This is a genomic window from Chitinophaga sp. Cy-1792, assembly GCF_011752935.1.
Classification (GTDB): domain Bacteria; phylum Bacteroidota; class Bacteroidia; order Chitinophagales; family Chitinophagaceae; genus Chitinophaga.
Genome location: NZ_VWWO01000001.1, coordinates 1,108,958 through 1,130,212, shown reverse-complemented (window position 1 = coordinate 1,130,212; position 21,255 = coordinate 1,108,958). Strand labels below are relative to the sequence as shown.

Genomic DNA, 21,255 nt, shown 5'->3' with positions numbered 1-21,255 from the left:
GCTGCATTGAACCAACGAATTGCCAATTGGGGTATCTTTCTGCTACTGTCGCTTACCTGGGGAAGTTCCTTCATACTCATGAAAATCGGGCTGGAAGCCTTTAGTCCCTACCAGGTAGCCAGCTTGCGGCTTGTAGCGGCTGGTGTGGCATTACTGCCTTTTCTTCCCAAATACCTGCGGGAAACGCCAGTAAACAAATTACCTGTCATCATACTTTCCGGATTACTGGGTAATGGTATTCCGGCTTTTCTTTTTTGTCTGGCCGAAACAAAGATCGACAGCTCCCTGGCTGGCATTTTAAATTCACTGACACCGCTGATGGCGTTACTTACCGGTTTCCTGATTTATAAGGCACCGATTAAGAAAGCGCAGCTGACAGGTGTTTGCGTAGGTCTGTTAGGGGTAGTGCTACTGTTTATGAATAAAGGCATTGCCTCCAACGAATACTGGTATTATGGCCTGCTCGTGGTGGTGGCCACAGTCAGCTATGGCGCCAATATCAGTCTGGTACATCATCACCTGAAAGGATATGCCTCTTTACAACTGGGATCAATAGCCATGTTTTTCTGTGGACTATTTACTTTACCTATTCTTTTATTCACCGGTTTCTTCCAACAGTTCACTACTGAAAATGCGCCATGGCGCTCACTTTCAGCCGGACTAGTACTTGGTGTTATGGGCACCGGTGTGGCGGCAGTACTATTTTATCTGCTGATCCGCAGAGCTGGAGCTGTTTTTGCATCGATGGTAACATATGCGTTACCGATAGTCGCCATGGGATGGGGTTTGCTTGCCCATGAACCAATTACCTGGGTATCGGTATTATGTATGCTGATTATCCTGTTTGGAGTATTCCTGGTAAATAAAGCTAAAAAAGCCGGATAACGTTTATTACATGCCGTTAAAAAAATAAATAGCCGTCTCTGCTAAGTAGAGACGGCTATTTTTATTTTTTTATGTCCTGGTATAATCTTTTAAGATTAGATAGACATAATTTCTTTTTCCTTGGCTTCGCAATGTTTATCAATAACCACGCTGTTCTTGTCGGTCATAGTCTGAACATCTGCTTCGGCATCTTTGGCGGTATCCTCGCTCAGGCCATCTTTCTGCAATTTTTTAATTGCTTCGATTGCATCGCGGCGAATGTTGCGGATGGCAACTTTTGCCTGTTCACCTTCACCATTTACTCTTTTTACGAACTCTTTCCTTCTTTCTTCTGTGAGAGGAGGGAGGAAGAGACGAATGATAACACCATCGTTCTGAGGGTTCAGGCCAATGTTGGAAGCGATGATCGCTCTTTCGATTGGTTGAAGCATATTTTTCTCCCAAGGCTGTATGGTAAGGGTACGGGCATCAGCAATTGCCACATTTGCCACCTGGTTAAGTGCAGTAGCAGCGCCATAGTAATCAACATAGATACCATCCAGGATAGCTGGATTGGCTTTACCAGCCCTGATTTTAGTCAGTTCCGCTTCCAGGTGCCCGATTGCTTTCTTCATCGAGTCTGCTGCATCATCAAGGATAAGCGTTAGATCATCTTGCATAACATAAGTAGTTAAGTGCGTGCAAACCTACAGGTTTTCTTTTAATCGTCAAAGAGAGGCCTTCATTAAGCTATTAAAAAAGGGTCCCTACACGGTAGAGACCCTTTATATATAAAAAATATATTCTATTTATCTTGTAAGATCCCCTCTGTACTGACCTTCAGGATTTTAGCCTGTGCAGCATTGGTAGCTACCACGGCTTCAGCTGCCGGCGCCAGCATAGGCTGAATCGCAGCCAGGCGGCGCTTGCGTGCAATATATAACATGCCTGTAAGCACAATTGCTGCGGTGATTACTCCCATTACCATCGCTGTTGTACCAACAGACTGTAAGGAGAAAGCTACGGCGATGAACAGTGCATTAATGGTAACAGCCACCAGGGTAGTCTGCTTATGATTCAGTTTCAAATCCAGCAGGTAGTGATGGATGTGATTTCTGTCTGCAGAAAATGGAGATCTTCCATTCAGCATACGAACCGTAAACACACGCAGGGTGTCAAATAAAGGAACTATCAGGATAGCAAAGGCAACACCCGGACTGGAGCCAATAGGCATTTTACCAGCAGGATTACCAGCTACATCAATAAACTTTAGCACCAGCACTGCATTGACTAACCCAATCAGCAATGAACCGGTATCACCCATAAATATTTTTGCAGGAGAGATATTGTAGATAAGGAAACTTGCCAGACCACCCGCCAGTGCAAACCCCAGCACAGCATAGGTGATTTCCCCTACATGTAGAAAATAAGCCCCTAACAGCGCACTCACCAGCAAGCCTATACTACCCGCCTGACCATCCACCCCGTCGATCAGATTAAAGGCATTTATAACCACTATAAAGGTGAAATACGTCAACATGAGGCTGATACTAGGAGGTAGTTCGTGTATCCCCAGAAAGCCATACATGTTTGTTAGCTGAATATTGCCCAGGTAAACAATGGCAAAAGACGCCATTAACTGACCAATCAGTTTTTTAAGCGGAGAGAGCCCAACGATATCGTCTTTCAAACCAACCATGAAGATGATAAAGAAAGCAGCCATCATGTACTGAAAAGGGGAATTCTGCAACATCGGTACGCATACCGTAGCAGCAATGATGAAACCGGAAAAAAATCCGATTCCTCCCAGTGTCGGGATTCTCTTTTTATGAGCCTTTCTTTCGTCCGGTTCGTCGTAGAGGTGTTTTAATTCCGCCACCTTGATGAGTATTGGAATCGAAAAATAGGTAACAACAAAACTTAGGACGGTAGCAATTAATACATTCTCCATTTAATAGGGGGGTTAGAGTGCAAAGATATTAATTTCAATGAAATGTGAAAAGAATAGCAGAAAAAATAAAGATTTTGTGATATTTTGGCCTCGCAAAAAAAACATTCAACAGCCTCAATTCTATGAAATTCTATTAGTTTTGCGGCTCATAAAAATCACAACTATCATGCCACAGCTTCAAGATATAGCCACGCAAGTAAGAAGAGATATCGTACGAATGGTACATGCTGTACAAAGTGGCCACCCTGGTGGTTCTTTAGGTTGCACCGACTTCCTTACAGCGCTCTATTTCAAGGTAATGGACCACAAACCTTCTCCGTTTGACATGGACGGTAAAGACCAGGACCTGTTTTTCTTATCTAACGGGCACATATCTCCGGTATTCTATAGTGTACTGGCTCGTTCCGGTTACTTTCCGGCTGCTGAGCTGAATACTTTCCGCAGATTAAACTCACGCCTGCAGGGTCACCCTACCACACACGAACACCTTCCAGGTGTACGCGTTGCTTCCGGTTCACTCGGCCAGGGTATGAGCGTTGCCATCGGTGCTGCACTCTCTAAAAAACTGAATGGTGATAAACATCTCGTATTCTCCCTCCATGGCGATGGCGAACTCGAAGAAGGTCAGAACTGGGAAGCAATTATGTTTGCTCCTCACCACAAAGTGGATAATCTTATCGTCACCATTGACGCAAATGGTCAACAGATAGATGGTACAACAAATGATGTTGCCGGACTCGGTGATATCGGCGCCAAATTCGAAGTTTTCGGATGGCATGTACTCCACATGGATGGTAATAACATGGATGAAACTGTTGCTACACTGGAAAAAGCCAAAGGACTCACCGGTCAGGGCAAACCAATCTGCATCATCATGAAAACCGTGATGGGACAAGGTGTTGACTTCATGGAAGGTCACCACGAATGGCATGGTATCGCTCCTAACGATGAACAACTGGCTAAAGCACTGGCACAGCTGCCTGAAACTTTAGGTGACTACTAAGCATATAAACGCTTTAACATAAAAGAGGCGCCTCTACCGTGTGTAAAGGCGCCTCTTTCTTTATAATAGCTTTCCAATCAGGTTGCCTTTAACTCAATTACTTCATTCGCCGCCTTACGGGCAGGATACCAGCTGGCCAATAAACCTATAACCATAATCGTTAGTAACACCAATCCAAAATCACCCGCATGCATACTTACCGGGTATGCAGGTATGAGAAACGAATCTCCATCTAATTTTATCAGGCCAAAGCGCTGCTGAATAAGACAGAATAATCCTCCCAGTGCAAAACCAATCAAGGTACCAATACCGGCAATAATCATCCCCTCCGCTAAAAATATCTTCATAATTAATGAACGGCGTGCACCCATTGCCTTTAGTATGGTAATATCCTTTTGCTTTTCTATGACCAGCATCGTCAGCGAACCTATCATGTTGAATGCCGCTATCACCAGGATAAAGCTCAGTATTATATACACCGCCCATTTCTCCGTAATCATGACCGCATATAACGACTGATTCTGCTCGAAGCGGGTTTGCACCTTATACCCCGGCCCCAGCAAACGCTTCAGCCGGCCCTTCAGCTCGTCTTCACTTACACCCGGTTTGGCAGCCACTTCCAGGGCCGACATCTCATCAGGTCCCATTTCCAGCAGCTTACGCATAAAGGCGATATTGGTAATAACGTATTTGCTGTTAAACTCCTGCTGGATCGCAAAAGTACCTTTGGGATAGATAATCCCGCTATTCAGTGCCTCTTCCGGAATGGTAAAGGAAGTAGCACTTCGCCTGGGCACATACACGGTAACGGGTGCGATACTACGCGCCACATCCACACCCAGCGCCCCTTCCAGCTCCAACCCCAAAACAGCACCATAGCCGTTCTCATCGTCGCCGGTGTCGAACGTACCTCGTACCATCTTGTTTTTTACGTCGGTAACCTTATTGTAGTTGCTGTCTACCCCCTTCAGCACGGCAATTGTCGGATCATCGGCAAAGCGAATAACCGCCTTCTCCTCCACTATAGCCGAATAAGCCAGTACGCCAGGCGTACCGCCAATAGCCGAAAGCTGACCGGCATTCAGCTGAATCGTTTTCCCCGAAACAGGGGCCACCTTAACAGAAGGATAAAAAGAAGAATAAAGGGATTTCACCAGGTCTTCAAAACCATTGAATACACTCAATATCACTATCAGGGCTCCAGCACCTACAGCAATCGCACCTACACTCACCCAGGCAATGATATTGATAGCATTGGTAGATTTCCTGGCCCAAAAGTAACGGGAAGCAAATTGCCAGATCATATCTTATAAGCCAAAAACCCTCTCTACGAGAGGGTCTTAATTATTTTGTGTCGTTTTTGATATCGTTATTTCCTTTGATATTGGAATCATCTTCCTTTATCTTCTTAAATAACTCTTCCATCTTAAACACATAATCCAGGGTATCGTCCAGGAAGAAGGTCAGCTCAGGTACCCGACGCAGCTGTTTGCCTACGCGCATACCCAGCGATTTACGGATTTCGCCCATCCGCTCATTGATACGGTCCAGCATCCCATCCTTGTCCTTTATCTGAAACATGCTCAGATATACCTTGGCTTCCAGCAGGTCAGGAGTCATTTTCACCGCTGCTATAGAGATCATTCCGCCCTCTAACACATTGAAACCCATGCGTTGAAATATATCACTTAATTCCTCCTGTATCAGCTGTCCTATTTGTTTTTGGCGCTTTGTTTCCTGCATGTCAATCAATTTTTTCGTTAATAAACGGGACATTACGATAATAACATATTTGTCCCACAATCCCAAACTTCACTAAAGCTCTCACTCCTCTTATGACGCGAAATTAACCATTTCCCGCAAAGAATAACCCGAATTCAAGCTCTTGTCTCTCATTTCTATGATATTGTGCTATTTTTGCCTGTTCTTAAAAATTAAGATTAAAGCAACAGGAATGAAGACGTTTAAGCGATTATTACAATATGCTACTCCGCTGCACCATTACCTGCCCGAATATCTGATCTATACTATTATCGGTATTATTTTCGGACTGGTCAATTTTTCAGCACTTATACCATTACTCGACCTATTATTTAACCAGACGAATGCACAGGAAGCAGCAAAAAACCTGGTGCAGCCACATTTCGAATTCTCTGTATACTATTTCATTGATCTCTTTAAATACCATCTCAGCACCTATATCGTACAGGATAAAATGCATGCCCTCTACTTTGTAGGTATGTTTATCGCTTGCTGTACCATCCTGGCCAACTTCGGCCGGTACATGAGTGCACGCGTGATCGTCCGCCTCCGCATGACCATGCTGAAACGTGTAAGAAACGATCTTTACACTAAACTCACAGAGCAATCACTGTCTTTTTATCACGATAAGAAAAAAGGTGAGATACTGACTATCATGGCCAGTGACGTACAGGAAATTGAATCAAACGTGGTAAACTCCATCCAGGTATTCCTGCGCGATCCGTTTATCATCATCGCGTATTTTATCGCGCTGTTCTTCATGTCTACCAAACTGACCCTGTTTACCATCTGGTATTTCCCGCTTTCCGGCTTTATCATCTCCTATATCAGTAAAAAACTGAAGCAAAAAGGACATTTCAGCCAGTCATTATTGGGAAGGGTATTAAGTATTTTTGAAGAGAGCATTGGCGGGATCCGTATTATCCAGGCATTTGGCGCCAAGAAATTTATGCAGAACAAGTTTGGATCTGCCAACCAGGAGTTCATCGATGTGAGCCGTTCCATGTATAACCAACGTGAACTGGCATCACCTATTACTGAAATCCTCAGTGTTTCCGTTATCCTCATCCTGATCCTTTACGGAGGCAGCCTGGTGATAGGCGAAAACCCAATCATGTCCGGCGCTGTTTTCATGACCTACCTGGTATTCTATTCCCAGATCCTGCAACCGGCAAAAAATATTTCTACGGCTATCACTACCATTCAGAAAGGACTGGTATCCAGTGAAAGAATTTTTGACGTACTGGATGCGCCGGTTACCATACAGGAGAAACCTAATGCGGATGCGATCAAAGATTTCAACAACGAAATCGTTTACGATAATATCAACTTCTCCTACGAGCAACAGCCTGTACTTAAAAATGTGAACCTGACAATTAAAAAAGGTCAGATCATCGCATTGGTAGGGCGCAGCGGTGCCGGTAAATCTACCATGGCCGACCTGCTTCCGCGCTTCTATGATGTACAGGGAGGCGCTGTTAAAATAGATGGACATGATGTACGTGACCTGAAAGTAGAAGACCTGCGCAGCCTGATGGGCGTGGTTTCTCAGCAAGCCATCCTGTTCAACGACAGCGTATTCAACAACATCGCTTTCGGCTATCCTGATGCCAATAAAGAAGAGGTGATCCGTGCAGCGAAAATTGCCAATGCACACGAATTTATTGAACAGCTCGAAAACGGCTACGATACCAATATCGGCGACGGTGGTATGAAACTCAGTGGTGGCCAGCGTCAGCGCCTGACCATCGCAAGAGCGGTATTCAAAAATCCGCCTATTATGATCCTCGATGAAGCCACTTCTGCACTGGATACAGAATCAGAAAAACTGGTACAGGGCGCACTGGATAAATTGATGGAAAGCCGTACCAGCATTGTTATTGCACACCGACTCAGTACCATTCAATATGCGTCTGAAATTATTGTTATGGAGAAAGGAGAAATTGTAGAGAGAGGTAATCACCAGGAACTCCTCGCTAATGGCGGCATTTACAGACGTTTAGTCGAAATGCAGGAATTCAAATAACTCATCTAACGATAATGCATATATGTAAAACGCTTCAGGAAATCCTGAAGCGTTTTTTTTATTCGTATTAATACCTGAAGATTCGCATCAGTGGCCGGTTATGGCCCCGTTTTTGTTATACGCCCCATTGATAATGCCAACCAGCTCTTTGCAGCTTTATTTTATTAACCTTTAACATAGCGAACTCCTATGATTTCAATCGTAATTCCTGTATTAAACGAAGGCGCTACCATCCGCCAGGTTATTAAAACGATAAAGAAGACATCCCGTAAAATTGAGATTATTGTAGTAGATGATAATTCAACGGATAATACCGTAGCAGAAGCTATGAAAGAAGATGTACGGGTAATTACCAGCAGCCAGCGCGGCAAAGGTATTTCCATGAGAGAGGGAATGATGGCCGCCAAAGGCGACATCATCGCCTATGTAGATGGTGACATCCTCACCTATCCTGATAACATTGTAGACTTATTAACCATTCCGATTGAAAAGGACGAAGCTGACTTCGTCAAATCCTACTTTGAAAGGCAGGCAGGCAGGGTCACACAATTAGTGGCCAAGCCACTGCTGAGTATTTTATTTCCTGAACTTGCTCACTTTCAGCAACCACTCAGCGGCATGATCGCAGCACGCAAATCATTGCTCTCCAGTGTACATTTTGAAAATGACTATGGCGTAGATATAGGCCTGTTGATAGACGTACACCTGCAAGGCGCACGCATTACAGAAGCGAATATCGGCAAAGTGGAAAACGCCATGCAAACATGGGAACAACTGAGCAAGATGTCCAGGGAAGTATCCCGCACCATCCTTCGTAAAGCAGAAAACATTCCTTCTGAAAACCTGGAAACACTGGGGAATATCAATGTGATCAGGGAACAGATGGAATATTCTATCCTTGAATCTATTGAGAAAATGGAGAAGATGGTCATCTTTAATATGGACCATGCTGTTTTTACGCAGGACTACCTGCACTGGGCAGCCATCGCTTTCGACGAAGAAGCTACCTATCTTCGTATACAGGCCAGCGTTACAGACCCTGTGGACCGCATGAAGCAGATTACCACATTGTTTGAACACAGAAACCTGGCGGAGCTGCTGGAAGTGGCTGATGCTATTCCTGTAGTACCCGGCATTGCAGCTGTGGTGAAGGAATTGAAACGACGCGGCTATGTATGTGGCATGGTTACAGACAGTTACGGATGTGTAGCACGTCATATCAAAAACAAGCTGGGAATGGATTTCGTGTTTGCCAATAAAATACAACTGGTCAACAGTATTTCTACCGGTGTATTTACTGCAGCAGACTATTTCATCAAAGATGAAGTGTATGATAAACTGAATTTATTCTCGTACATCACTGCAGAATATGGCATACACGCTCAAAATATTGTGTATGTGGGAGATGGTAAGCAAGACGAACAATTATTGATTAACGCGGGTATAGGTGTTGCATTTTGTCCACAATATCAGCGGTCAGCTGTAGAAAAGATTGCTGATAAAATAATTACTGGTCTTTCTTTGCAACCATTACTGGAGATAGTTCCGGATGTTTCTGTAGAAAAGAAAAAATTAAGATTGCCACCTGTTAAGATTGATAAGCGACAGGCCAGGCGAATTGGTATCGGGAGTCTGATGGGGCTGGGAGCAGCCGGATTGATATACCTGGCGATGCGGAACAGGGGAGCGGATAGAAAATGTGTTTAGGCAGATGACCAGGTAGTACTGGTACTGCGTTTGACTGGCAGTCTTTAAAAACAATGCGCCCTTCCGGCTAATGCGGAAGGGCGCTTTATTTTTACGCAGATGCGTTTTAAAGCTTTATTTGCTTTTAGCCAGTTTGGCTTCGATGCTAAGGGTAGCATGAGGTACTGCTTTCAGACGAGCCTTATCGATCAGTTTGCCGGTTACGCGACAAATGCCGTAAGTCTTGTTTTCTATACGTACCAGTGCTTTTTCGAGGTGGTCGATGAACTGAATCTGACGGCTGGCCATCTGGTTGAGCTGCTCTCTTTCCTGGGAGCCGCTACCATCTTCCATGCTCATGTATTTATTTTCAGTATCATCAGTACCAGCTTCGTCCTTGCGGGTGATAAGGCCTTGCAGGTAAATCAGTTCTTTCTTAGCTGCTTCCAGTTTTTTGAGGATAAGCTCTTTGAATTCCTGAAGATCTGCATCACTATACCTGAATACCGGACCTGCGGGTTGTTCTGGCTGATCCAGTACAGATTTGGTAAATTCAGGTTGATAAGCGACGAGGTTACCTGCTTTGCTGCTTTTCTTTTCAGATTTTTCAGCTTTCTCAGCTCCTTTTTCGGGTTTCACGGATTTTTCTTTTTCCGTCTTTACTGATTTTTCAGCTTTTACAACTGGCTTATCCGCTGCTTTTTTTGTGGATTCTTTCTCCTTAGCAACTTGTTCCTTTTCTGCTTTCTTTACTGCCATCGTTTTAAGTTCTTTTTCTTCTGACTTAGAAATTAATGGTTTCTTTGTTTCAGCGGAAACGCTTTTGGTCACCACTAGCTGCTTTGCAGCAGGTTCTTTTGTTACGGTCGATTTTGCAGGTACAGCAACTTTTTCTTTGACGGATGGTGCTTTGCTTTGGAGGGCAGAAGCCTTTGTGGCAACGGGTGCTTTTTTCGCAGCTACGGCCTTTTCAGGCTTTTTAGCTTCGTTTTTCGCACTGGAGGCTGCTGGCTTAACAACTTTTGCAGCAGTTTTTACACTGGCTGCTTTCGTGGTAGCGGGCGATGCTTTTTTAGCGGGAGCAGTAGCAGATACCTTCTTTTCGGATGATGCTTTCTTTGCTGCAGGCTTTGGCGCCGCTGCCTTCTTTGTCGATTTGCTAGCAACCTTCTTTTTTGTTGCCATGGGGGATTAGCTTTTTTTGTTAACTAATACATTAAATTTAAGGTCGTTAACCTCGATTTCTGTACCATCTTGTAGCGTCGCTACTAAATCCAAGCTATCTGCCAAAATTTCCGTGCAAATATAGTCATTATAGTTAATAATCGCCGACTTCAGCGTGTCTACCACCGCTACTTTAACATCAATTCTGTCAGTCAGTTCAAAACCACTGTCTTTACGTATTTTCTGGATGCGGTTAACCAGTTCCCTTGCATTACCTTCATCCTGTAACTCAGGTGTAATAGTAATATCGAGTGCTACTGTCAGTGCACCCTTATTCGCAACTGTCCATCCAGGTATATCTTCGGAAATGATCTCAACATCAGAGAGTTGGATTTGTACATCCTCTCCTTCCACACGCAATACATAGTGACCGTCCTTTTCGATAGTGGCAATTTCTACATCTGTAAAGGCGCCGATAGCGGCTGCAACAGATTTCATTTTCGCCCCCATCTTACTCCCGAGAGATTTGAAATTAGGCTTAATCTTTTTCTTGATAAAACCCGCAGTTTCTGTAAGATAATCAATTGCTTTGACATTCACTTCACTTTTTATCAAATCCGCCACTTTAGCGATCTGTTCCTGCTGGTGTGCATTTGATACCGGGATAAGGATTTTATGCAATGGCTGGCGAACCTTGATATTCACCTTCTTACGCAAACTTAAAACCAATGATGAGATATCCTGCGCCAGCTGCATCCTTTCTTCCAGATCCGGATCAATTGCTTCCGCTACTGCCACCGGAAAATCGGAATGATGAACAGACTCTGCCTTAAGGCGGCCTGTCACACTGTTTAGGTTGTTAAACATCCAGTCTGTAAAGAATGGAGAAACCGGAGCCATCAGCTGGATCACCGTCTCAAGACATTCATACAGTGTCTGATATGCACTAATCTTATCATGTTCGTACTCACCTTTCCAGAAACGGCGACGGCATAAACGCACGTACCAGTTACTCAGGTGCTCATCTACAAAACGCTCAATGGCTCTGCCCGCCTGGGTAGGTTCATAATCGTTGAAGTAGGCAGTTGCTTCCTTCACCAGTGTATTCAGTACAGAAATGATCCAGCGGTCAATTTCCGGGCGTTCTTCCAGTGGAATGTATGCTTCCTTGAATGTGAAATTATCCAGGTTCGCATACATAGCGAAGAAATTATATGTGTTATACAGTGTACCGAATAATTTACGCTGTGCCTCGCCAACACCTTTCACATCGAACTTGAGACTATCCCATGGCGATGCATTGGTGATCAGGTACCAGCGGGTTGCATCCGCACCGTATTGCGCAATGGTTTCAAATGGATTCACCACGTTACCGAGGCGTTTACTCATTTTCATACCCTGAGCATCGAGTACCAGACCATTGGATACTACGGTTTTAAACGCCACATTATCAAAGAGCATTACGCCCAGTGCATGTAATGTGTAGAACCATCCACGTGTCTGATCCACACCTTCAGCAATGAAATCCGCAGGGAATGCCTGGCGGCCGTCGATTGCCTCTTTATTCTCAAACGGATAATGCTGCTGAGCATAAGGCATGGCACCGGAATCAAACCAAACATCTACCAGATCCGGCTCACGGCGCATAGGCTGACCGGATTCACTTACCAGGATGATATCATCTACATAAGGTTTATGCAGATCGAGGATACCTTCATGGAGATAAGACTTATTCACATCACCGCCCAGTACCTCATTGGCTTTGCGGATCTCGGTGTTCAGTTCTTCGATGCTGCCGATACATTTCTCTTCGGTACCATCTTCTGTACGCCAGATAGGCAGCGGAGTACCCCAGTAGCGGCTGCGGCTAAGGTTCCAGTCTACCATGTTTTCCAGCCAGTTACCGAAACGTCCGGTACCGGTGAATGCAGGTTTCCAGTTGATGGTCTTATTCAGTTCTATCATCCTGTCTTTTACTGCAGTGGTTTTGATGAACCATGCATCCAGCGGATAATACAGTACTGGCTTATCGGTACGCCAGCAGTGTGGATAGGTGTGTTCATATTTCTCCACCTTAAATGCACGGTTTTCCTTTTTCAGTTTTACCGCGATATCCACATCTACGTCTTTGTAATCAGGATCATCTTTATAATTCTTCACATAACGGTTGGAGAATTCGCCAACGTTTTCTGTGAATTTACCGGCTTTGTCCACGAGGGTAAGGATGCCGATACCATATTTTTTACCTACACGGTTATCGTCTGCACCAAAAGCAGGAGCAGTGTGTACGATACCGGTACCGTCTTCAGTGGTAACGAAATCGCCGATAATTACGCGGAATGGATCTCCTTCTTCCGGCTGTGCATAAGGCAGCAGCTGCTCGTAACGGAGGTTTTCCAGGTCTTTTCCTTTGAAGGTGCTCAGGATTTTCCATGGGATTACCTTGTCGCCTTCTTTGTATTCAGCGAAGTCAGCGTTTTCGCCTTCTGCCTTGAAATATTTGTGTAACAGCACTTTAGCCATTACAACATTGATTGGCAGATGGGTATATTGGTTAAAAGTACTTACCAGTACGTAATCTATATTAGCCCCAACGGTCAGACCGAGGTTGGAAGGTAAAGTCCATGGGGTGGTGGTCCAGGCCAGGAAGAATACTTCATCGTTGCCGGCTGCATCGAACAGGAACTGTGAGTTGGCTGCTTTTGCCGCTTTGAACATGGCTACCACGGTAGTATCTTTTACATCCTTGTAGGTGCCGGGCATGTTCAGCTCTGCGGAGCTAAGGCCGGTACCGGCAGCAGGAGAGTAAGGCTGGATACTTACGCTTTTATAAAGCAATCCTTTCTTATAGAGGGTTTGGAGTGCCCACCAGAGGGATTCTATATATTTATTGTCGAATGTGATGTATGGATCCTGCAGATCCACCCAGTAACCCATTTTCTGGGTCAGCTCATCCCATTTGTCTTTGTACTTTAAAACTTCACGGCGACAGGTGTCGTTATAATCAGCAATAGAAATTTTCTTACCGATATCTTCTTTGGTGATACCCAGCATTTTTTCCACGCCTAATTCAACAGGCAGACCGTGTGTGTCCCAGCCGCCTTTTCTTTTCACCTGGAACCCCTGCATGGTTTTGTAACGGCATACAAGGTCTTTCAGGGTACGGGAAATTACGTGGTGAATACCAGGTAATCCGTTTGCGCTTGGAGGGCCTTCATAAAATACAAAGGGAGTAGCACCTTCGCGGACTTCCACGCTTTTCTCAAAAGCCCGTCGGAGCTCCCATTGCTGGAGTATATCTTTCTCTATCTGAGGTAAATTCAGTTGGTTATATTCCTGATATTTGCTGGACATAAAACAATTCCCCGTCCTTTGATGTTATATGATACAATAATTGATTAAAATTGTGCGAAGTTAATAAAATAGGCTGGGACGAGAAGCCGTTACTTTCTTAAAATCGCAGTTATTTCAACTTTTTTTGTTCTTTTTTTAGTAATTTACAATAAAGAGTACTTATTTTGCGTTTTTGGCATTGTTTTGGTGTCAGAGAAGAAGAATTGAGAAACCTTGTAATTAATTTAACCCAACGCAAAACCATATCATTCTTTATGAAAAAGTTGACGTTAATTATTTGCGCGGTCTTAGTCTCTTCCGGCATAACTTTTGCACAGCAAAAAAAATCAGTTAAAAAAACAAAAACTGCTACAGTTAAAGTTGTAGAAGCTCCGGTAGCAGTGAAAAGCTCTTTTGAACAGAATTTTGCGGGTACAACTGACGCCAAGTGGACAAAGACTAGTGCAGGACTCTGGAACGTTAGTTTCCTGAAAGATAATATAAAGACTGTTGCGCAGTATAACGCCGATGGAAGCTGGGTAGCGACCAAAAGCGAATACGACGCACAAAACCTGCCGGAATCAGTGGCAACAACACTGAAAACAAAATACCCGGCTGCCACTATTAAAGATGGCTGGAAAATTGAAAGGGCAGATGTTGCTGCCTACTATAAGGTTAATATTCAGGACAATGGTGCAGATAAGGCAGTGCTACTGAACGACGCAGGCACCATCACTGAATAGCATTAAATTCGTATTTCATAGGTATAGGGATAAATAGGACAGACCCTGCTCTTTTGGGCGGGGTTTTTCATTTTAAGGCGCCTCAGGCGCTTTTTTTATTTAGGACAACCTCAACGACAGGTCGGACTCCAAACCTGTCAGAAAAGCGCTTAAATGCATGGTCAATAGCATATCAACGTCTGCCATAAAGTATATCTCCTGACAAACAGCCAGCATAAGCATTTACCTAAAAACAAAATCGCCCCGCGGAGGCGAGGCGATTTTATATTGTGGTCGAAATCTTTCCTGGCAAAAATTGCACTTTTATTCAATGGTGTTTGATATATAAGGCAAGTATTTTTGGCTTTACTTACTTAATTGCCAGTTAAAGTTTCTTCCATGGTCAAATCTGATAAGGAAGCTTGAGGAATTGCAGATAGATATCTGCTTATCGTGTTACAAAGAAACGACGATATTCCGGCTTCCGCATATCGGATCGGGAAAACTATTAATCGAAATGGGAAAATACTATAAACCCTTTACTGTAGAGGGTTTAACGAAGCAGTAACTCACAAGGTTTAAGCCCCGTGTGCTTCTTGAATGCAGTGGAAAAATGGGAAATGCAGGAATACCCCATCAGCATAGCTACTTCCGACACTGACATGCCCTTCTCATACAACAATCCTTTCGCTTTTTCCATGCGTTCTTTCTGGAAATAATCATAGATCGTTGTACCGTACATCGCCTTGAAACCTTTTTTCAGGTAACATTCATTCATGGCTACTCTGCGGGCAAGATCACGAATGGTAACCGGCGAATCCAGCTGCTCCAGTAATATGGAACGCGCCTTCTCTATCTTCTCACGGTCTTCCATCTGTGTCAGGAAACGACAACCATAACGCTCGTCGGTATCGTTCTCTATAAACTGATCAGAGCTGAATAATAGCAGCTCCAATGCCTTACTTTGTAAAAAGATGTTCTTTAACATCCCTTCGTAATTGTGATGTACCATCGTTTCCAGTACACCCTTGGATTTGGTGCATGGCTGGATCGTTTTCACAAAGGGTTTACGGCTCTGCATTTCCAGGAAAGAAACGGTAGTAGAGCCCTTCTGAAGGGATTGTATAAATGCAGGTTGAAAACGTACAGTAATCAGGTCTACCGTAGCAGCCTGGTCCTTACATTCACCTTTTTTACCTTCCGCACATGCCTGATCAGTACAGGAAGGATTTTCGCAGTATTTATTGCCAGCTACGCAATAACGTAACTCAATTGCTGCAGAACTTCCCCTCTTGGCCGGCTGATATACCACCATAGCGACGTCTTCCACCGGCAACGGCTTATCATACGTAAACCGCTGTAAGGTGAAATCCAGACAGTCAGGTACCGACACATTATCCTGCTCTACCATTTGCAATTGGTCGCTCATGGCGGGCTGGGGAATGGCCAGTGACAATATTTCCTGTACTTCTTTCATCGCGCTAGTGTTAAATCCGTCACAAATTTAGGCATTCAGAATTAATTCAAAATGAATATGACAATTGAGTTACAATTCATCGATACTTTTCGATATATCTGACAAAACTTAAAAATTTTTTCCGCTTTAGCAAGACAACCATTTTGCGTAATTTCCGTTTAGATCAATTATACATGGAAAGGAAGTTTCATATTAACAAGGGATTGAAAGTATTGCTGCTGGTACTTAGTGTACTTATTGTAGCGGTACTGGCCCTGGGTATATATCTGAATATACGATGGAACAAAACGATACGAAATGAGCTGAAATCCTATGTGCGCGATATATCCGACAGTTTGTATGTAGCAGAGTTCAAAGATGCCAGACTGAATGTTTTTACCGGCAGTCTTACCGTTGAACAGGCCAGCATGCGCCTGGATTCGGCGGTTTACCAAAGGATGCTGGCAAAGCATATAGCGCCTTCAGCCACCTATCAGTTTAAGGTGGAAAAACTACAGCTGAAATACTTCAGACCATGGCGGTACTTTCAGCGTAAGGTACTTAGTGCCAGCGAGCTTACCGTAACTGCTCCCGACGTCATCCTCGAGGAAAATGAAAATGTTGTAGATACCAGCAAAGAGGAAACAGCCTACGAGCACATCTCCACAAAAATGAAATCGATCCTGATCAGCACCCTGCAGCTGGACAGTACCAACATTAAATACACTTTTATCAGGAAGGATTCCTCCCGGATTATTCACCAGTTTCGTAACCTGGGTATCCTGGTAAATGATTTTCTGATAGATTCCCTTGCCCTGGAAGACCCGGGCAGGATCCTCTATGCAAGAAATTATGTGGTGAAGATGAGAGATTACCGGTTTATGAGCAAAGACAGTCTGTATTGGATGAATATCCGTAATATCAGCTACGATGCGGCCGCACAGATCTTCAACATCGGCCAGTTTGATATGACGCCGGCATTAAGTAAAGAAGAATTTCAGCAGAAAATCGGCTTTCAGCAGGATTATTACCAGCTTTCCTTTTCGGATATCAGTACCGAACATCTTAGTATCACCAGGCTATTGCAGGACCAGCAGATATGGGCAGATAAAATAGTCATACATGGCGGGAATATCGATATATACAGAGACAGGCGGCCACCTATGCCGCCGGGCGACAAACTGGGCCAGTTCCCGAATCAGCAGCTGGCCAGGGTACCCATTCCCCTGTTCATCGATACCCTGGAAGGCAGGCGGGTACATATTCAGTACACGGAAACCAGTCCGCTGACCAATGAAACCGGCACCATCCGGTTTAGTAATATCAATGGCATCTTCCGGAATATAACCAATATCGATTCCATGGTGGCACGCAATGACCAGCTCACTGCCGACCTCGACGCCATTTTTATGGGCAGCGGCAAGCTAAAAGCCCATTTCGACTTTACCTTGGGCAGTAAAACCGGTAATTTTGGGGTATCCGGGGAATTGAGTAATATGAATGGCAAAGACCTTAACGCGGTTACGAAGCCACTGGGCAAACTGGAAATACGTTCCTGCGACCTGAAGGAACTGACCTTCCAGCTCAGGGGAGACGAACGAAAAGCCGGGGGCAATCTGAAGCTGCTTTATAGCAATCTGCGGATAGCCATCCTGGAACAGGATAAGACCAGTAAAGGGTTTGTACGGAAAGGGCTGATCAGTATGGTCGCCAATATCCTGGCTTTGCACCCCGCAAATCCCGCTATAGGCGAACCCGTTAGGACAGCCAAACCCCAGCTGCAAAGGGATATACAGAAGTCATTTTTTAACCTGGTCTGGAAAACCATACTGGAAGGGGTAAAAGAGACGGTCGGGACCGGAAAAATATAGAAAGAAAAACCCACATCCATCCGGCTTAAAAACAGTATCTTTTTTATTGAAATGAGGCTTATTTTTCGTACTTTTGCATGATTGTCGACTTATTTTATTTCAAACAGATTTCTAATAGATTTTACACCAACATATGAGCGAAGAATTAGTGCAAGCAACCAGCCCCAGCAACGGTTATGATGCGGGGAGTATCCAGGTATTGGAAGGACTGGAAGCCGTGCGCAAGCGCCCGGCCATGTACATTGGCGATATCGGAGTCAAAGGGTTACACCACCTTGTGTATGAGGTGGTAGACAACTCCATTGATGAGGCTTTGGCCGGATATTGCAAAAACATTGATGTAACTATCTTAGAAGATAATTCCATCCGTGTTGTGGATGATGGACGTGGTATTCCTACCGGTATTATCCCGAAAGAAGGCCGTTCTGCACTGGAGGTGGTAATGACCGTGCTTCACGCCGGTGGTAAGTTCGACAAAAACACTTACAAGGTATCCGGTGGTTTGCACGGGGTAGGTGTGAGCTGCGTAAACGCATTAAGTAGCCGTCAGCACGTAACTGTACGTCGTGAAGGTAAATTATTCGAACAGGAATATCATCGCGGTATCCCGCAGTATGCTGTTCGTGAAATCGGCGTGAGCGACACCACTGGTACTACTGTACATTTCAAGCCAGATAACGAAATCTTCAAAGAAACTACCTATAACAGGGAAATCCTGGCAGGTCGTTTACGTGAACTGGCATATCTGAACCGTCAGATCCGCATCACCCTCACTGATGAGCGTGATAAAGACGAACAGGGACAGCCTTTTAAAGAAGTTTTCTATAGTGAAGGCGGTATCCAGGAGTTTGTACAGATGCTGGATAAAAACGGTCGCAGAAATGCGCTGGTGCCTTCTCCAATCTATATTGAAGCATTCGACAAAGACGCTAACGTAACCGTAGAAGTAGCTTTGCTGTATAACGATTCATTCAGCGAAAGCATCTTCTCTTATGTAAACAATATCAACACCATTGAAGGAGGTACACACGTTGCAGGTTTCCGCCGTGCCATCACCCGTGTATTCAAATCCTATGGTGATAAAAATAAATTATTTGAGAAATCCAAGGTAGAAGTTACCGGAGATGACTTCCGCGAAGGTTTGAGCGCTGTAATCAGTGTGAAGGTTCCTGAGCCTCAGTTTGAGGGCCAGACCAAAACCAAGCTGGGTAACTCTGATGTAATGGGTATCGTGGACAGCTCCGTTGCAAACGTGCTGGACGCTTACCTGGAAGAGCACCCACGTGAAGCCAAAACCGTTATCAACAAGGTGGTACTGGCCGCACAGGCACGTGAAGCAGCGCGTAAAGCACGTCAGCTGGTACAGCGTAAGTCTGTAATGACCGGTAGTGGTTTACCTGGTAAACTGGCCGATTGTTCTGATAACGATCCTGAAAAATGTGAGCTCTACCTGGTTGAGGGTGACTCCGCGGGCGGTACTGCCAAGCAAGGCCGTAACCGTCAGTTCCAGGCGATTCTGCCGCTCAGGGGTAAAATCCTGAACGTGGAAAAAGCCATGGAACACAAGATCTACGAGAACGAAGAGATCAAAAATATCTTTACGGCACTGGGTGTGACCATCGGTACCGAAGAAGACGACAAAGCCCTGAACCTGGCCAAGCTGCGTTACCACAAGCTCATCATCATGACGGATGCTGACGTGGATGGTAGTCACATTGCGACGCTGATCCTGACTTTCATATTCCGTTATATGAAAGCGATGGTGGAACAAGGTTATGTATATATCGCACAACCGCCACTGTACCTTGTTAAGAAAGGTAAAGAGCAGGAATACTGCTGGACAGAAGAGCAGCGTAAAGCCGCCATCGCACGTATTGCGGGTAATAGCCGTGAAGACAGTGTAACTGTACAGCGATATAAAGGTCTTGGTGAGATGAACGCAGAGCAGCTGTGGGATACCACCATGAACCCTGATAACCGTACGCTGAAGCAGGTAACTATTGAAAGTGCTGCTGAAGCTGACCGTGTATTCAGTATGCTGATGGGTGATGAAGTACCTCCACGCAGGGAGTTCATCGAATCTCACGCGAAATACGCGAAGATCGACGCATAAGACGATTCAACTGTTTTATATAAAGCGAAAAGGTCTGGCAGATAATCTGCCAGACCTTTTCGCTTTATATCATCTTACCGGGTTATCTTTCCCTGGTAAGTACAAAATTTGCCATTAGCTGGTAGATGAAGACACCTATTACCATAACGGTCATACATATATTAAATGGATCGTTATCGAAGAAGGTCCAGGTGATACCGGCCACTGATAATACTGATAAGGTCAGCGTATATACCAGGAAGATGCGGCGGCCTTTGGTGGTGCCGGAGCTGTATATACTGGAAACCGGCAGCAGCATGATGGCACTTGATATGGCCAGTGCCAGCAGTGGAGCGAAGTTTGTCAGCCAGAAAGAGAACCCAGCCACGATGGCTACTGCCATCAGGACACCCACCATGGAGGAGACCTGTGTTTGTTCTTTTGTAAGCGCGTAGCGGCCATAAGGGTTCAGGCGCAGGAAAAGGTTACTAACAGGGCCTATCAGCCAGGTAGAAACCGCCATAACCGCCAGCAGTACTGCTAACGGAAAGAACAGCGTACTCGCCAGCCGGGTGATGATAAACAGCCCGATGATCACACCCCATTGCATGCCGGAGCTGAGGCGGCCCATAAAGAACTGATATTTCAGGAACATGCGGAACAGCCAGTAGCGGGCCTGCATGGCCTGAACCATTCCACTTTTAGCCCATTGCTGGTTAGGATCGATTTTTAAAGCCTCCCGGAAGTGTTCCAGTGCTTTTTTATGGTCGCCGTTTTCCAGCAATTTCCAGCCGAGATTGGCGTGGGTATAGGCATTTTCCGGGTTATGTTCCAGCGCGATATGTAAATCAGAGAAAGCCTCTTCTTTTTTGCCCAGGTTAAAGAGGGCGGTAGAGCGGAGGTTGAGGCAGGTTTCATTTTCAGGGTCCAGTGCCAGTCCTTCTTCTGCTTTTTCCAGTGCTTCCTTAAAATCGCGTTTAATGATCAGTATCTGGCTCCACATGCCGAAGTAGCCGGCAACATTAGGGTCAATACTGACAGCCTCGCTGATAGCCGTAATAGCCGCGTTATACTGGCTTTTATTAAAGGCTATCTGGGCGCGGATATAGTAGAAGCGGTCATCAGCAGGCGCCATTCCGATGGCATTACTGATAATACTTTCTGCTTCCTCTACATTACCCAGCTCCAGGAAACATATTGCCAGCAGATATAGTCCGTCTATATCGTTGGCATAGGTACTCAGATGCTGTCTTAAAGTGGTGACAGCATCCTGAACGCGGCCTTGTTGCAGCAGCAGGTGAGCCCTTTGTATCAAAAAAGCCATAG

The 21,255-nt window shown here is 44.9% G+C and carries 16 protein-coding genes; 8 read left to right on the top strand and 8 right to left on the bottom strand.

The features are described from left to right. Positions 1–6: 6 nt before the first annotated feature. Complete coding sequence (locus F3J22_RS04680; RefSeq protein WP_167014780.1) at positions 7–885, top strand: DMT family transporter; 879 nt, start codon at positions 7–9, stop codon at positions 883–885. A 95-nt stretch (positions 886–980) separates the two neighbouring features. On the opposite strand, the gene frr is transcribed toward F3J22_RS04680, so the two are convergent. Both frr and F3J22_RS04670 read right to left on the bottom strand, forming a co-directional pair. Beyond that, the gene (frr, locus tag F3J22_RS04675; RefSeq protein ID WP_167014778.1) at positions 981–1,544 is read right to left on the bottom strand and encodes a ribosome recycling factor; all 564 of its coding nucleotides are present in this window, start codon (positions 1,542–1,544) and stop codon (positions 981–983) included. Positions 1,545–1,669: 125 nt separating this feature from the next. Next, positions 1,670–2,815, bottom strand: coding sequence for a glycosyltransferase family 4 protein (locus F3J22_RS04670; protein WP_167014776.1), 1,146 nt, complete (start codon positions 2,813–2,815; stop codon positions 1,670–1,672). Between the two features lie 166 nt (positions 2,816–2,981). Here F3J22_RS04670 and F3J22_RS04665 point away from each other — a divergent pair, with 166 nt between their 5' ends. Then, positions 2,982–3,818, top strand: coding sequence for a transketolase (locus F3J22_RS04665; RefSeq protein WP_167014774.1), 837 nt, complete (start codon positions 2,982–2,984; stop codon positions 3,816–3,818). A 77-nt stretch (positions 3,819–3,895) separates the two neighbouring features. Here F3J22_RS04665 and F3J22_RS04660 read toward each other — a convergent pair whose 3' ends face one another. Together F3J22_RS04660 and rbfA are read right to left on the bottom strand one after the other, a co-directional pair. Continuing rightward, the gene (locus F3J22_RS04660) at positions 3,896–5,122 is read right to left on the bottom strand and encodes an FtsX-like permease family protein (RefSeq protein WP_167014772.1); all 1,227 of its coding nucleotides are present in this window, start codon (positions 5,120–5,122) and stop codon (positions 3,896–3,898) included. Positions 5,123–5,162: 40 nt separating this feature from the next. Continuing rightward, positions 5,163–5,561, bottom strand: a complete 399-nt coding sequence (gene rbfA / locus F3J22_RS04655) for a 30S ribosome-binding factor RbfA (RefSeq protein ID WP_167014769.1) — start codon at positions 5,559–5,561, stop codon at positions 5,163–5,165. Between the two features lie 211 nt (positions 5,562–5,772). Here rbfA and F3J22_RS04650 point away from each other — a divergent pair, with 211 nt between their 5' ends. Together F3J22_RS04650 and F3J22_RS04645 are read left to right on the top strand one after the other, a co-directional pair. Continuing rightward, positions 5,773–7,605 carry an ABC transporter ATP-binding protein gene (locus F3J22_RS04650; RefSeq protein ID WP_167014767.1) on the top strand — a complete coding sequence of 611 codons (1,833 nt, stop codon included), beginning with the start codon at positions 5,773–5,775 and terminating at the stop codon, positions 7,603–7,605. A 189-nt stretch (positions 7,606–7,794) separates the two neighbouring features. Next, positions 7,795–9,312 carry a glycosyltransferase gene (locus F3J22_RS04645; RefSeq protein WP_167014765.1) on the top strand — a complete coding sequence of 506 codons (1,518 nt, stop codon included), beginning with the start codon at positions 7,795–7,797 and terminating at the stop codon, positions 9,310–9,312. A gap of 114 nt (positions 9,313–9,426) precedes the next feature. On the opposite strand, the gene F3J22_RS30510 is transcribed toward F3J22_RS04645, so the two are convergent. Then, on the bottom strand, positions 9,427–9,930 hold the full coding sequence (locus F3J22_RS30510; RefSeq protein WP_370459404.1) for a TraR/DksA family transcriptional regulator: 504 nt from the start codon (positions 9,928–9,930) through the stop codon (positions 9,427–9,429). 67 nt (positions 9,931–9,997) lie between these two features. On the opposite strand from F3J22_RS30510, the gene F3J22_RS30505 reads away from it, so the two are divergent. Continuing rightward, positions 9,998–10,486, top strand: coding sequence for a hypothetical protein (locus tag F3J22_RS30505; protein WP_240155002.1), 489 nt, complete (start codon positions 9,998–10,000; stop codon positions 10,484–10,486). Here F3J22_RS30505 and ileS read toward each other — a convergent pair. After that, positions 10,483–13,809 (bottom strand): isoleucine--tRNA ligase, encoded by a 3,327-nt coding sequence (ileS, locus tag F3J22_RS04635; protein ID WP_167014761.1) that lies wholly within the window; start codon positions 13,807–13,809, stop codon positions 10,483–10,485. The two genes, F3J22_RS30505 and ileS, sit on opposite strands and share 4 nt — an antisense overlap. 254 nt (positions 13,810–14,063) lie before the next feature. Here ileS and F3J22_RS04630 point away from each other — a divergent pair, with 254 nt between their 5' ends. Continuing rightward, complete coding sequence (locus tag F3J22_RS04630; protein WP_167014759.1) at positions 14,064–14,531, top strand: PepSY-like domain-containing protein; 468 nt, start codon at positions 14,064–14,066, stop codon at positions 14,529–14,531. Between the two features lie 532 nt (positions 14,532–15,063). Here F3J22_RS04630 and F3J22_RS04625 read toward each other — a convergent pair. Beyond that, positions 15,064–15,987 carry an AraC family transcriptional regulator gene (locus F3J22_RS04625; RefSeq protein WP_167014757.1) on the bottom strand — a complete coding sequence of 308 codons (924 nt, stop codon included), beginning with the start codon at positions 15,985–15,987 and terminating at the stop codon, positions 15,064–15,066. 173 nt (positions 15,988–16,160) lie between these two features. Between F3J22_RS04625 and F3J22_RS04620 the strand changes: the two genes are divergently transcribed. Further along, positions 16,161–17,837, top strand: a complete 1,677-nt coding sequence (locus tag F3J22_RS04620; protein ID WP_167014756.1) for a hypothetical protein — start codon at positions 16,161–16,163, stop codon at positions 17,835–17,837. Positions 17,838–17,970: 133 nt separating this feature from the next. After that, positions 17,971–19,950 carry a DNA topoisomerase (ATP-hydrolyzing) subunit B gene (gene gyrB / locus F3J22_RS04615; protein ID WP_167014754.1) on the top strand — a complete coding sequence of 660 codons (1,980 nt, stop codon included), beginning with the start codon at positions 17,971–17,973 and terminating at the stop codon, positions 19,948–19,950. Between the two features lie 82 nt (positions 19,951–20,032). On the opposite strand, the gene F3J22_RS04610 is transcribed toward gyrB, so the two are convergent. Then, the gene (locus F3J22_RS04610; protein ID WP_167014752.1) at positions 20,033–21,253 is read right to left on the bottom strand and encodes a lipopolysaccharide assembly protein LapB; all 1,221 of its coding nucleotides are present in this window, start codon (positions 21,251–21,253) and stop codon (positions 20,033–20,035) included. Positions 21,254–21,255 lie beyond the last annotated feature (2 nt).

Bases quoted from the DNA above. Each gene is read 5' to 3' on its own strand.
- frr (WP_167014778.1), bottom strand. From the start codon at position 1,544: ATGCAAGATGATCTAACGCTTATCCTTGATGATGCAGCAGACTCGATG.
- F3J22_RS04670 (WP_167014776.1), bottom strand. From the start codon at position 2,815: ATGGAGAATGTATTAATTGCTACCGTCCTAAGTTTTGTTGTTACCTAT.
- F3J22_RS04665 (WP_167014774.1), top strand. From the start codon at position 2,982: ATGCCACAGCTTCAAGATATAGCCACGCAAGTAAGAAGAGATATCGTA.
- F3J22_RS04660 (WP_167014772.1), bottom strand. From the start codon at position 5,122: ATGATCTGGCAATTTGCTTCCCGTTACTTTTGGGCCAGGAAATCTACC.
- rbfA (WP_167014769.1), bottom strand. From the start codon at position 5,561: ATGCAGGAAACAAAGCGCCAAAAACAAATAGGACAGCTGATACAGGAG.
- F3J22_RS04650 (WP_167014767.1), top strand. From the start codon at position 5,773: ATGAAGACGTTTAAGCGATTATTACAATATGCTACTCCGCTGCACCAT.
- F3J22_RS04645 (WP_167014765.1), top strand. From the start codon at position 7,795: ATGATTTCAATCGTAATTCCTGTATTAAACGAAGGCGCTACCATCCGC.
- ileS (WP_167014761.1), bottom strand. From the start codon at position 13,809: ATGTCCAGCAAATATCAGGAATATAACCAACTGAATTTACCTCAGATA.
- F3J22_RS04630 (WP_167014759.1), top strand. From the start codon at position 14,064: ATGAAAAAGTTGACGTTAATTATTTGCGCGGTCTTAGTCTCTTCCGGC.
- F3J22_RS04625 (WP_167014757.1), bottom strand. From the start codon at position 15,987: ATGAAAGAAGTACAGGAAATATTGTCACTGGCCATTCCCCAGCCCGCC.
- F3J22_RS04620 (WP_167014756.1), top strand. From the start codon at position 16,161: ATGGAAAGGAAGTTTCATATTAACAAGGGATTGAAAGTATTGCTGCTG.
- gyrB (WP_167014754.1), top strand. From the start codon at position 17,971: ATGAGCGAAGAATTAGTGCAAGCAACCAGCCCCAGCAACGGTTATGAT.
- F3J22_RS04610 (WP_167014752.1), bottom strand. From the start codon at position 21,253: ATGGCTTTTTTGATACAAAGGGCTCACCTGCTGCTGCAACAAGGCCGC.